The sequence below is a fragment of the Rhizobium sp. OAE497 genome (assembly GCF_040546565.1).
In the GTDB taxonomy this organism is placed as follows: domain Bacteria; phylum Pseudomonadota; class Alphaproteobacteria; order Rhizobiales; family Rhizobiaceae; genus Rhizobium.
The window spans coordinates 3,339,868-3,352,441 of record NZ_JBEPOA010000001.1 but is presented as its reverse complement, the minus strand read 5'-3'; the positions used below and the strand labels follow the sequence as shown (position 1 = coordinate 3,352,441).

Sequence of the window (12,574 nt, the reverse complement as noted above, 5' to 3'; positions counted from 1 at the left end):
AACATGAGCACCGGATTTTTCGGCGATATTCAGAAGATCAAGTATGAAGGCCCGGAGAGCACCAATCCGCTCGCCTTCCGTCATTACAACAAGGACGAAGTCGTTCTCGGCAAGCGCATGGAAGACCATCTGCGCTTTGCGATCGCCTATTGGCACACCTTCACCTGGCCGGGCGGCGACCCCTTCGGCGGCCAGACCTTCCTGCGCCCGTGGTTCGAAGACACGATGAAGGCTGCGAAGCTGAAGGCTGATGTTGCCTTCGAATTCTTCTCGCTGCTTGACGCACCCTATTACTGCTTCCACGACGCCGACGTGCGCCCCGAAGGTCAGAACTTTGCCGAGAACACCAAGAACCTGAACGAGATCGTCGATTACTTCGCCGAGAAGCAGGCCGCGACCGGCACCAAGCTGCTCTGGGGTACGGCGAACCTGTTCTCCAACCGCCGCTACATGTCCGGCGCTGCGACCAATCCGGATCCGGATGTCTTCGCTTTTGCTGCGGCAACCGTGAAGACCTGCATTGATGCGACGCAGAAGCTCGGCGGCGAGAACTACGTTCTCTGGGGTGGCCGCGAAGGCTACGAAACGCTGCTCAACACCGACCTGAAGCGCGAGCTCGATCAGCTCGGCCGCTTCCTCAATCTCGTCGTCGAGTACAAGCACAAGATCGGCTTCAAGGGCACGATCCTGATCGAGCCGAAGCCGCAGGAGCCGACCAAGCACCAGTACGACTACGACGTCGCGACCGTCTACGGCTTCCTGAAGAAGCACGGTCTCGAGAACGAAGTGAAGCTCAACATCGAGCAGGGCCATGCGATCCTCGCCGGCCATTCCTTCGAGCACGAGCTGGCGCTGGCCAACGCGCTCGGCATCTTCGGCTCGATCGACATGAACCGCAACGACTACCAGTCCGGATGGGATACCGACCAGTTCCCGAACAACGTTCCGGAAATGGCGCTCGCCTATTACCAGGTTCTGCAGGCAGGCGGCTTCACCACCGGCGGCACGAACTTCGACGCGAAGCTGCGCCGTCAGTCGCTCGATCCGGCAGACCTGCTGATCGGCCATATCGGCGGCATGGATTGCTGCGCTCGTGGCCTCAAGGCTGCTGCGAAGATGGTCGAAGACAAGGCTCTCTCGCTGCCGCTCGCAGACCGCTACGCCGGTTGGGATTCGGCCGAAGGGCAGAAGCTCTTCCGCGGCGAGTATTCGCTCGGTGAAATCACCAGCTGGGTCGAAGGCAAGGACGTCAATCCGCAGCCGCGCTCGGGCAAGCAGGAACATCTCGAAAACGTCGTCAACCGTTACGTCTGATCGACAGCTTATCGAAATACAGGCCGGGGAGCGCAAGCTTCCCGGCTTTTTCACGCGTGGATTTTGTCACTGAGACAACCCGAAGGCGACGAGCTGCTGGCTGAGGCGGCGGGTGTCGTAAGGCTTGGGGAAGAACACGCCGCGGATCGGCATCTCCACTTCCTGCTCACGGATATGGCCGGAGGTGATGATGATCTCGATCGGCGGCCAGCGGTCGCGGATCGCTGCGGCCAGCATCATGCCATCCATGCTGCCCGGCATATCGATATCGGTGAAGACGATGCGGATATCGGCCCGTGCCTCCAGGATGCGTACCGCCTCATCCGCATCCGCAGCCTCGATCGCCTCGAAACCGGCCTCCTCGACGAGATCGACTGCCATCATCCGCTGTAGCGGTTCATCTTCGACCACGAGGACAGCAGGCCTTTGGGCTGCATAACCTTCCCTCATGTCATTCGGTCCTTTGCATCTGCGAGAGAGACGCGGACATGCTGACCGAGAAGCCATCGGGGCCGTAGCGGCTTTCCGTTCCGCCGGAGCCGATCAGTCCCATCTTGATCAGTTTGGAGCCGAAGCCCTTTTTGGTCGGTTCGCCGACAGCAGGGCCGCCCTCTTCACGCCAGGTGAGGTGGAAGGTAGCCGCCTCGCCGCGGCCTTCAATGGTCCAGCGCACATAAACTTTACCGCCCTCGGCAGAGAGCGATCCGTATTTGATGGCATTGGTCGCCAGTTCGTGCAGCAGCAGCGAGAGCGAAAGCGACCCCTTGGCGCCAAGCGCCAGGCTTGGTCCTTCCATCGAAACCTGCTCGCCGACGCCGAGCGGTTCGACGGCCCGGGCGGCGAGATCGTGGACACTGGCACTCAGCCAGTTGTCCTGCAGGAGTATGTCGTGGGCGCTGCTGAGGGCATGCAGCCGCCGCTCGAAATTCTCGACATGCTCGCGTTCGGCCACTGGGCGTAGCGTTTGCGTGGCGATCGCCTGGATCATGGCAAAGGTGTTCTTGAGCCGGTGGTTGATCTCGCGGTTCAAGAGGTCCTGTTCGGCCTCGGCGCGCACCCGGGCAATGGCGATCTGGATACGGTCGCCGAAGCTGCGCACGAAGGACACTTCCTCGCCCGTCCACTCGTAGGGATGATCGTGATGCACGAAGACGACGAGGCTGAAGCGGCCGTGATCGAAGATCGGCACGTTGACGAGCACGCGGATATCGATCGCAAGCAGCTGCTCGGCATTGCCATCGGTGCGCGGATCGTTGCTGACATCCTCGATGATGACGGTTTCGCCGAGTTTCAGATCGTCGATGAAGCTGCCGTAGTCGCGGAAATGGTGGAGGCCGGCAAGCGACGTGACGCCCGGCGCACACCATTCCGGCTGCATCAGTACGGTTTCGCTGCCGGCATCGACGACGCCAAAGCCGGCGCGGCTGGCATCGAGCGCCTTGGCCATCAGATCGGCCGCGGCGATCGCCATCGATTCCACGTCGTCGAGGTCGCGCAGCCGGTCACCGAGATCAAGCAGCGCCTGAACGCGGGCGGCGGCCCGCCGTTCGATGGTCACGTCCTGCACCGTCCCGCGCAGAAGCGCCGGCCGGCCATCCGTCGTTGCCATGAAAGCGGCATGACGCGAGATCCAGCGGGTACCGCGATGCTCGGTGTTGATGCGGTATTCGACATCGAGGGCGGCGCTGCCGTCCGCCCGCGTCGATGCGGAGGAGCGGATATCCTGATCATCCGGGACGACCATGTCTTCGAAGATCGAGGCCGGGTAGCTGTCGGCCACCGGCACGTCGAAGATGCGGCAGAATTCCGGGGAGACGCGCATCTGGCCGCTGGCAATATCGAGCTCGAACGTGCCGACACGTCCGGCCTCTTGCGCAGCCATGCTCTGTTGCGCCGTAGAGCGCATCGTCGAGCTGATATGCTTCTGGCGGCGGAAGAGCTCGTCCTTGCGGCTCGATATGCGGCGGGCCTCCAGAAGGGCGGCCACCTGCCGCGACAGGGCCTGGAGGATCTTCAGCTGGTCAGGCGTCAAGCCTTCGGGGCGCGGGACGGTGTCGATGACGCAGAGCGTGCCGATGATCGTGCCGTCATAGGTGACGAGCGGTGCGCCGGCGTAGAAGCGGATGCTGGGTGGCGCGGTGACCAGCGCGTTCGTCCGCGTCCGTTCGTCTTTCGTGAGATCTGTGATGACAAGCGGTTGCGGGCTTGAGAGTGCGTGGGCGCAGACGGATTGATCGATGGGGGTCTCGCAGGCTTCGAAGCCGACCTTTGCCTTGAACCATTGCCTGTCGGCGCCGACAAGGCTGATCAGGGCAACCGGCGTGCGACAGGCCGAGGAGGCGACGAAGACGATGTCGTCGAATTCGGGCTCGGGAGCGGTGTCGAGAATGTCGAATGCCTCGAGCGCCTCAAGGCGTTTCTGGTCCTCGATGACGGCTGGATCGGACGTCGGCGACACTGAATCTATGGGTCCCATGTTCATCTTAGCGATCAATGATGTAGGCGGTCGGTTGATTTTTCCAGCGACGGAAACGCCGATGACCAAAATAAGTCCGGGATAGAATGAAGCTGCCGCAAACGCGGACTTTTCAGCTGAGCTGGACGCCAGCTGCCGGTGCAAACCACAAATCTCAGATTGTGCAGCCGGCGTCCGGCAAGGCAACGGCCTGGGGCGGGAATTGTTCCGCCCGGGTTAGCGTCTTTGCCAGTTTTTCGGCGGCGCGGAGACGGAGTTGCGGACGACGAGATCGGGGCGCAGCAGGATTTCCGTTTCGGCCGGCCGGCCATCGCCGAGAAGCTCCAGCAGCAGTGCCATCGCCTGCTTGCCGATCGCCGTGCGCGGCTGGCGGATGGTGGTCAGCGATGGGCTCATGAACACGGCCTGCGGCACGTCGTCGAAGCCTGTCACCGAGAAGTCGCGCGGGATATCGTAGCCGCGGGCATTGAGGCCGATCATCACGCCGATCGCCGTCTGGTCGTTGACGCACATGAAGGCGGTCGGCAGCGTGTCGCGCATGAAGAGTTGCTCGACGGCGTGGCGGCCGCTTTCGATGGTGCCGTCGCCTTCGAGAACGATCCGCGTTTCCTTCGGCACACCGGCTGCATCGAGCCCGGCTTCGTAGCCCTCGCGACGGCGGGTATAGGCAAGGCGGGTGCGCGAATCGCCGATGAAGGCGATCTTGCGGTGGCCTTCGGCAAGCAGCAGATCGACCGCCTTGCGGGCACCCTCGGTATCGTCGACGCCGACATAGGGAATGCCGCCGTTGAAGACCGGTTCGAAGACGCCGACGCTCGGCGGCAACCGTGCCGTCATCGTCTGGTGGCCGAAGGGCAGGATGCCGGTGAAGAGGATCAGGCCGGCCGCCTGGTTCGAGTTGAAGAATTTCAGATATTCGAGGCCGCGCTGGGCGTCGTTCTGGGTGTGGCCGATCAGGATGCCGTAGCCATGGGCGCGGGCTTCGTTCTCCAGGCCGACGAGAATGTTGGAGAAATTCGGGTCACCGATATCGGGTGCCACGACCAGGATCATATTGGAACGGCCAAGCCGCAGGCTGCGCGCCATGGCGTTGGTCGTATAGCCGGTAATGGCGATCGCCTGGTTGACCTTCAGCCGCGTCGAGTTCGCAACTTTCTCCGGCGTATGGATCGCACGGGACACGGTCGCGATGGAAACCTCGGCGATCCGGGCGACGTCTTCGATCGTTGCAGGCGTGGAATTCGACACTGGGGGCTCTGCCATGGGGCTGTCTTCGCCGCGACACTACACAGACTTGCTAATCCGTCAAAGCGGGCTTTCGCCAGATTTGTGCATATCCATGATGTAAACCTTTACATGGCCGATGTAAAGGTTTACACAAATGCTCAAGCGGTCGGGAGCCGCAGGGAGGAAATGATGAATCTGGAGACGGCCGAGACCGCACCCGTGGTGCTGTCCGCAAAGCGAATCTGTAAATCCTTCAATGGGGTACAGGTCCTCTTCAGCGTCAATTTCGATCTCCGCGCCGGTGAAGTTCATGCCCTGATGGGCGAGAATGGTGCCGGGAAATCCACTCTCGTCAAAGTTCTCTCCGGTTTCGAGCAGCCGACCTCCGGCGAAATCCTTCTCGACGGCAAGCCGATCGTGCTGCCGCCGAACGGTGGCGCCGAGGCGCTCGGCATCGTCATCATCCACCAGGAATTCAATCTCGCGGAACATCTGACCGTCACCGAGAGCCTGTTCCTCGGCCGTGAAGTGACGCATTTCGGTGTGCTCGACCGGCGCTACATGCGCAAGGAAACGCGCCGCGTGCTGGATATGCTCGGTTCGCATGTCGATGAAGACGCGCTGATCAGCACGCTGTCGATCGCCGACAAGCAGATGGTCGAGATCGCCAAGGCAATCAGCCGTGATGCGCGCGTCGTCTTCATGGACGAGCCGACCGCTGTTCTGTCGCGCGAGGAAACCAATATCCTCTTCGAACAGGTCCGCAAGCTGCGCGACAAGGGCACCAGCTTCGTCTTCGTCTCGCACAAGCTCGATGAAGTCATGGAACTGACCGACCGGGTCACCGTACTGCGCGACGGCCAGTGGGTGAAGACGGCGCCGACCTCGATCCTTGACGGCGAGTCGATCGCCCAGCTGATGGTCGGGCGCGAGCTTTCCAGCCTCTATCCGGCGAAGGTCGAGCCGAATGTGGATGAAGAAGTCGTCCTGCAGGTCACCGGCGTTTCGACCGGTTATGTCCAGGACGCAAGCTTCGAAGTGCGCAAGGGCGAAGTGATCGGCTTCTCAGGCCTGATCGGTTCTGGCCGCACCGAGCTGATGGAAGCGATTGCCGGCCTGCGGTCACGCACGGCCGGTGAGGTGGTTATCAAGGGCGATACCATTGCCTCCGGCGACGTTCACGCCGCCAATCGCGCCGGTCTTGCCTACATGACCAAGGACCGCAAGTCGAAGGGACTGCTGCTGCGCTCCAACATGGTCACCAACCTGACGCTGCAATCGCTTGGACAGCATGTGGCGCACGGCTATCTCAGCCCCAACAGCGAGGCGGCGGCCCTTGCCAAGGCGAAGCGGCGCTTCGACATCCGCGTGCGCGATGCCAATATCGTTGCCGGCCGCATGTCGGGCGGGAACCAGCAGAAGCTGCTGCTCGCCAAGGTGATGGAGACCGAGCCCGATATCATCATCATCGACGAGCCGACGCGCGGCATCGATGTCGGCACCAAGCAGCAGATCTATCATTTCATTTCGGCGCTGGCCCGCGATGGCCGGTCGATCATCGTCGTCTCGTCGGAAATGCCTGAGGTCATCGGCCTCTGCACGCGGGTCTGTGTCATGCGCGAGGGGCGCATTGTCGGCGTGCTCGAGGGCGACGAGATCTCGGAACAGGAAATCATGCGCTATGCCGCGGGGCTGAAGAGGAAGGCCGCCTGACAGTTTCAGGCGCCGCATCGCTTCGCGGTTTCAACGATAAGATACCCACAGGGTTTGGGTCGGGAGGTTGGTTTTGACTACTGATATCAACGAGGAGACCAGGCAGATCCGGCGCCGCTCCTGGCGGGATGTCGATCTGCGCGCAGTGGCGCCGTTCGCAGCCTTGATCCTGCTTTTGATCGTCGGCGCGCTCGTCAACCCGAACTTCATCGGCATCACCAATCTCGCCAATGTCGCGACCCGCTGTGCGTTCATCGCCATCATCGCCGTCGGCGCAACCTTCGTCATTTCGGCCGGCGATCTCGATCTTTCCGTCGGCTCGATGGTGGCCTTCGTCGCCAGCCTGATGATCCTGCTGCTCAATTCGGGCGTCATTGCCGATCCGACAATGATGCTTGTCGTCGCCGTCGTCTTTGCTGTTGTTGCCGGTGCGCTCTGTGGACTTGCGAACGGCCTCATCACCACGGTCGGCAAGATCGAACCGTTCATCGCGACGCTCGGCACCATGGGCATTTACCGCGGCTTGACCACCTGGCTGTCGCAGGGCGGCGCCATCACGCTGCGCTCGCCGGAAATCCAGACGCTCTACCGTCCGGCCTATTTCGGCAGCATTCTCGGCGTGCCAGTTCCGATCGTGGTGATCCTCGCGGTCACTGCCGTCGCCGCCTTCATTCTCTATCGCACGCGCTATGGCCGCCATGTCGTCGCCGTCGGTTCGAACAGCGATGTGGCGCGCTATTCCGGCATCGCCGTCAATCGCGTCCGCACCATCGCCTTCGTCATCCAGGGTCTCTGCGTGGCGATTGCCGTGCTGCTCTACGTGCCGCGTCTCGGCTCCACATCCGCGACAACGGGCATCCTCTGGGAGCTGCAGGCGATCACCGCCGTCGTTGTCGGCGGCACGGCGCTGAAGGGCGGGGCAGGGCGCGTCTGGGGCACGATCTGCGGCGCCTTCATTCTCGAACTCGTCGGCAACATCATGCTGCTGTCGAACTTCATCAGCGAATATCTCATCGGTGCGATCCAGGGCGCGATCATCATCATCGCCATGCTGGTGCAGCGCTCTCTGGTCCGGAAGGCATAACGGACCTCAACAGGAATTGGCCGGGCTCACAGGGCGTCCGGTTCACGGGTAGGAAAGTCCCTGAAGTTATGTTGGGAGGAGAATAGCATGCGCAAACTCATGTTGGGTCTTGCCGTTGCGGCCGTCGCTGTGGCGGGTTCCGCATACGCACAGGACAAGAAGTTCACCATCGGCGTGTCCATTCCGGCCGCTGACCATGGCTGGACCTCGGGTGTGGTCTTCCATGCCGAACGTGTCGCCAAGAAGCTGATGGAAGAACATCCGGGCCTGAACGTCATCGTCAAGACCTCGCCGGATGCCGCAAGCCAGGCAAACGCGGTGCAGGACCTCGATACGCAGGGTATCGACGCTCTCGTCATCCTGCCGTCGGATCCGGATCCGCTGGTCAATGCCATCAAGGAAGTCAAGGGCAAGGGCAAGTATGTCGCTCTCGTCGACCGTGCACCGTCCACCAACGACGACTCGGTTCGTGACCTCTACGTTGCCGGTAACAACCCGGCGCTCGGCGAAGTCGCCGGCAAGTACATTGCCGCTCAGACGCCGGATGCACAGGTCGTCGTTATCCGCGGTCTGCCGATCCCGATCGATCAGCAGCGCCAGGACGGCTTCGACAAGGGTATTGCAGGCTCCAACGTCAAGGTTCTCGACCGCCAGTACGGCAACTGGAACCGCGACGATGCCTTCAAGGTAATGCAGGACTATCTGACGAAGTACCAGAAGATCGACGTCGTATGGTGCCAGGACGACGACATGGCTGTCGGCGTTCTCCAGGCCATCGAGCAGGCCAAGCGCACCGACATCAAGTATGTCGTCGCCGGTGCAGGCTCCAAGGACATGATCAAGAAGGTCATGGACGGCGACAAGATGATCCCGGTCGACGTTCTCTATCCGCCGGCAATGGTCGGTACGGCTATGGAACTGACGGCTGCCGGTCTCTACGACCAGGTACCGGTTCGCGGCACCTTCGTTCTTGATGCGACGCTGGTCACCAAGGACAATGCCAAGGACTTCTATTTCCCGGATTCTCCGTTCTGATCATTCGTATCGGATGCGCCCATTCGAAAGGATGGGCGCATTTTTTATGTCTTCAGGTTGCATGCGGACGAATTTGCGGCACGTACCTCTTGCAGCTGTCGGTGAGGCGTGTTTAGTTCGCCTACCGTTTGACTTCCGGCTTTCCAGCCACATCTGCCGCAAGTGCGTGGAGGCGCCTTGCTTCCGCCAGAAGCGTGTTGAAGACTACCATAAACGTTTACGGTCGCTAATCAGGGAGGATTTCTGACATGAAGACGATCAAGGGGCCAGGCCTGTTCCTAGGCCAGTTCGCAGGCGATACCGCGCCTTTCAACTCATGGGATGCAATCACCAAATGGGCGGCCGACATCGGCTACAAGGGCGTGCAGGTTCCGACCTGGGCAAGCCAGCTCATCGATTTGAAGAAGGCTGCTTCTTCCAAGGATTATTGCGACGAGTTTGCCGGCAAGGCGCGTGAAAACGGCGTCGAGATCACCGAACTGTCGACACATCTGCAGGGCCAGCTGGTTGCCGTTCATCCGGCCTATGACGAAGCCTTCGACGGCTTTGCGGCACCCGAAGTGCGCGGCAATCCGAAGGCGCGTCAGGAATGGGCTGTCGAGCAGGTCAAGATGGCGCTGACGGCGTCGAAGCATCTCGGCATCAAGGCGCATGCGACCTTCTCGGGCGCGCTTGCCTGGCCGTTCATCTATCCCTGGCCGCAGCGCCCGGCCGGTCTCGTCGAGACCGCCTTCGACGAGCTTGCCAAGCGCTGGACGCCGATCCTCAACCATGCCGAAGATTGCGGCGTCGACGTCTGCTACGAAATCCATCCGGGCGAAGACCTGCATGACGGCGTCACCTTCGAGATGTTCCTGGAGCGCGTGAAGAACCACAGCAGAGCCAACATGCTCTACGATCCCTCGCACTACGTTCTGCAGTGCCTGGATTACCTCGACAACATCGACATCTACAAAGACCGGATCAAGATGTTCCACGTCAAGGATGCCGAGTTCAACCCGACCGGCCGCCAGGGCGTTTACGGCGGCTATCAGGGCTGGGTCGAGCGTGCCGGCCGCTTCCGCTCGCTGGGCGACGGCCAGGTCGATTTCGGCGCCGTCTTCTCGAAGATGACCGCCAACAATTTCGATGGCTGGGCCGTGGTCGAATGGGAATGCGCGCTGAAGCATCCAGAAGACGGTGCCCGTGAAGGCGCCGAATTCGTCAAGGCGCACATCATCCGCGTTACCGAGAAGGCGTTCGACGACTTCGCCGGCAGCGGCACCGACCAGGCAGCCAACCGGCGCATGCTGGGGATTTAATTTTTCTCCCCTTCTCCCCCGCGGGGAGAAGGTGGCCCGTAGGGTCGGATGAGGGGGCCAGTGACGCCTTCGCTTGCCGCTCAGGCGCTCGCTACGCTCACCCCCCGCATCTGTCCTTCGGACATCTTCTCCCCGCTGGGGGAGAAGGGAAGAGCACCGATTGAGGAGGACACAATGGCAATCGAAGCATCAAACGAACAGACCCGCGAGCCGCGCATCCGGCTCGGCATGGTCGGCGGCGGGGCTGGCGCATTCATCGGCGCGGTACACCGCATGGCCGCCCGTCTCGACGATCAATATGAACTGATCGCCGGCGCTTTGTCGTCGACGCCGGAAAAGGCGCAAGCCTCCGGCCGCGATCTCGGTCTCGATCCGTCGCGCACCTATTCCAGCTATCGCGAGATGGCGATCCGCGAAGCGAAGCTGAAGAACGGTATCGAGGCCGTCTCGATCGTCACGCCGAACCATGTGCATTACGACGCTGCCAAGGAATTCCTGCGCCGCGGCATCCATGTCATCTGCGACAAGCCGCTGACGTCGAACCTTGCCGATGCCAAGAAGCTGAAGAAGATCGCCGACGAAAGCGGCGCGCTCTTCATCCTGACGCATAATTACACCGGCTATCCGATGGTCCGCCAGGCGCGCGAAATGGTCGCCAATGGCGAGCTCGGCGATATCAGGCTGGTTCAGGCTGAATATCCGCAGGACTGGCTGACCGAGGCCGTCGAACAGCAGGGCGCCAAGCAGGCCGTCTGGCGCACCGATCCGGCGCAGTCGGGTGCAGGTGGCTCGACGGGTGATATCGGCACGCATGCCTATAATCTCGGCTGCTTCGTTTCCGGCCTGGAGCTCGACAGCCTCGCCGCCGATCTCGACAGCTTCGTAGAGGGACGCCGTCTTGACGACAACGCGCATGTGATGCTGCGCTACAAGGCGAAGGGCAAGGAAAAGCCGGCCAAGGGCATGCTCTGGTGCAGCCAGGTGGCGCCGGGCCACGAAAATGGTCTGAAGGTTCGCGTCTACGGTACCAAGGGCGGTCTCGAATGGGTTCAGGCCGATCCGAACTACCTGTGGTTCACTCCCTTCGGCGAGCCGAAGCGGCTGATCACCCGCAATGGCGCCGGGTCGGGCGCGGCAGCGGCGCGCGTTTCGCGCGTTCCGTCCGGTCATCCGGAAGGCTATCTCGAAGCCTTCGCGACGATCTATACCGAGGCAGCGCTTGCTATCAACGCTGCCAAGAAGGGCAAGCCGGTCGACAAGGCCGTGGTTTACCCGACCGTTGATGACGGCGTGAAGGGCGTAGCCTTCGTCGAAGCCTGCGTCGCCTCGTCGAAGAAGAACGGCGGCTGGGTCAAGGTCTAATCCTGGACCCCATAGCTGATCATTTGAGCGCATTCCCTCCAATCTTAGGGAATGCGCTCATTCGCGTTTAAGGGGATTATGAAAAAAGAAGGGCGCAACCATTTCGGGAGGCCCGATGACATTCTCTGCCCGCTATCTGACGTGCATTCTGGCGCTTGCCGCGCTTCCTGCTTCGGCGCAGCAGGCTTTCATGCCCGGCGTAAGAGTACCCGGCACCATCAACATCCAGTCCAGCCTGTCGATGACCGTTCCGGCCGATATGAGTATGAACCCGGCAGAGCAGATCGAGGTGGCGCAGAAGGCGTTCTACGCGATGGCGCAGCGCCAGTGCCAGCTGGTGCTCGATACTCTCGGCGAGACCTGCCAGGTCACCAATCTCACCAATAATGCGGATTTGAACCGTTCCGGCGGCAGCTTCATCAGTGTGCGCGGCACGGTCACCATGGCGGTGAAGCTGAAGAATAGCGCGCAGAAGCCGTGATCTCTGCCGGCTGAAGCGCGCGCCTCAGCCAGACAGGATTGCCGGTCAGGCTGCGATGGCAGCCTGCTTGCGCTTCAAGAGCGCATCGACGCTGTAGGGACCGGCGCCGGCAGTGACGAAATACAGCATGACGAAGCAGAACAGGATCGCGGCGACGCCGCCGTTCTGGGCCGGATAGAAGCTCTTCGGCGCATGGGCGATGAAATAGGCGAAGGCCATCAGGCCCGAGAGAACAAAGGCTGCGGCGCGCGTCTTGAAGCCGATCAGCACCAGGAAGCCGAGCACGAGCTCCAGCATGCCGGCGATCCAGGACATCGAGCCGACGGGCGGCACGCTCGCGGCGGCGGGGAAATGCAGGATTTTCTGCGTTCCATAGCTGAAGAGCACGAGCGACGAGACGATGCGCAGCAGGCTGAGAAGATGGGGCTGTAGCAGGTGGATGGAGGCGAGCATCGGGTTCCTTTCGTTGTAATCTCCCATTCCGCTCTCACCCGGCATACCGCCGATCTCAAGTCACGTCTTCTGACATCAGCGTTATCGCGTTGCGAGCAGCGCGGGCCTTCGACCGGCACACGCCTTGA

Annotated in this window: 11 protein-coding genes; 7 read left to right on the top strand and 4 right to left on the bottom strand. The window is 61.6% G+C overall.

Annotated features, from left to right (window positions below; genetic code table 11):
* The first annotated feature begins 3 nt into the window (after positions 1-3).
* Positions 4-1,314, top strand: a complete 1,311-nt coding sequence (gene xylA, locus ABIE40_RS16810) for a xylose isomerase (RefSeq protein WP_199628937.1) — start codon at positions 4-6, stop codon at positions 1,312-1,314.
* 66 nt (positions 1,315-1,380) lie between these two features.
* Here xylA and ABIE40_RS16805 read toward each other — a convergent pair whose 3' ends face one another.
* The 3 genes from ABIE40_RS16805 to ABIE40_RS16795 all read right to left on the bottom strand — a co-directional run bounded on the left by ABIE40_RS16805 (position 1,381) and on the right by ABIE40_RS16795 (position 5,038).
* Positions 1,381-1,764 carry a response regulator gene (locus ABIE40_RS16805; RefSeq protein WP_199628938.1) on the bottom strand — a complete coding sequence of 128 codons (384 nt, stop codon included), beginning with the start codon at positions 1,762-1,764 and terminating at the stop codon, positions 1,381-1,383.
* 1 nt (position 1,765) lies between these two features.
* Positions 1,766-3,772, bottom strand: a complete 2,007-nt coding sequence (locus ABIE40_RS16800) for a GAF domain-containing protein (RefSeq protein ID WP_354541044.1) — start codon at positions 3,770-3,772, stop codon at positions 1,766-1,768.
* Positions 3,773-4,006: 234 nt separating this feature from the next.
* On the bottom strand, positions 4,007-5,038 hold the full coding sequence (locus ABIE40_RS16795) for a LacI family DNA-binding transcriptional regulator (RefSeq protein WP_112719763.1): 1,032 nt from the start codon (positions 5,036-5,038) through the stop codon (positions 4,007-4,009).
* A 168-nt stretch (positions 5,039-5,206) separates the two neighbouring features.
* Here ABIE40_RS16795 and ABIE40_RS16790 point away from each other — a divergent pair, with 168 nt between their 5' ends.
* The 6 genes from ABIE40_RS16790 to ABIE40_RS16765 all read left to right on the top strand — a co-directional run bounded on the left by ABIE40_RS16790 (position 5,207) and on the right by ABIE40_RS16765 (position 11,993).
* Positions 5,207-6,730, top strand: coding sequence for a sugar ABC transporter ATP-binding protein (locus tag ABIE40_RS16790; RefSeq protein WP_199628940.1), 1,524 nt, complete (start codon positions 5,207-5,209; stop codon positions 6,728-6,730).
* A gap of 73 nt (positions 6,731-6,803) precedes the next feature.
* On the top strand, positions 6,804-7,814 hold the full coding sequence (locus tag ABIE40_RS16785; protein WP_199628941.1) for an ABC transporter permease: 1,011 nt from the start codon (positions 6,804-6,806) through the stop codon (positions 7,812-7,814).
* An 87-nt stretch (positions 7,815-7,901) separates the two neighbouring features.
* Positions 7,902-8,849: a substrate-binding domain-containing protein gene (locus ABIE40_RS16780; RefSeq protein WP_112385616.1), complete on the top strand. Its 948-nt coding sequence runs from the start codon at positions 7,902-7,904 to the stop codon at positions 8,847-8,849.
* 248 nt (positions 8,850-9,097) lie between these two features.
* A complete protein-coding gene (locus ABIE40_RS16775; RefSeq protein ID WP_112719761.1) occupies positions 9,098-10,150 on the top strand; it encodes a sugar phosphate isomerase/epimerase family protein in 1,053 nt (350 codons plus the stop codon).
* A gap of 174 nt (positions 10,151-10,324) precedes the next feature.
* On the top strand, positions 10,325-11,512 hold the full coding sequence (locus ABIE40_RS16770) for a Gfo/Idh/MocA family protein (protein ID WP_199628942.1): 1,188 nt from the start codon (positions 10,325-10,327) through the stop codon (positions 11,510-11,512).
* A gap of 115 nt (positions 11,513-11,627) precedes the next feature.
* The gene (locus ABIE40_RS16765) at positions 11,628-11,993 is read left to right on the top strand and encodes a hypothetical protein (protein ID WP_199628943.1); all 366 of its coding nucleotides are present in this window, start codon (positions 11,628-11,630) and stop codon (positions 11,991-11,993) included.
* Positions 11,994-12,038: 45 nt separating this feature from the next.
* On the opposite strand, the gene ABIE40_RS16760 is transcribed toward ABIE40_RS16765, so the two are convergent.
* On the bottom strand, positions 12,039-12,446 hold the full coding sequence (locus ABIE40_RS16760; RefSeq protein WP_199629058.1) for a DoxX family protein: 408 nt from the start codon (positions 12,444-12,446) through the stop codon (positions 12,039-12,041).
* Positions 12,447-12,574 lie beyond the last annotated feature (128 nt).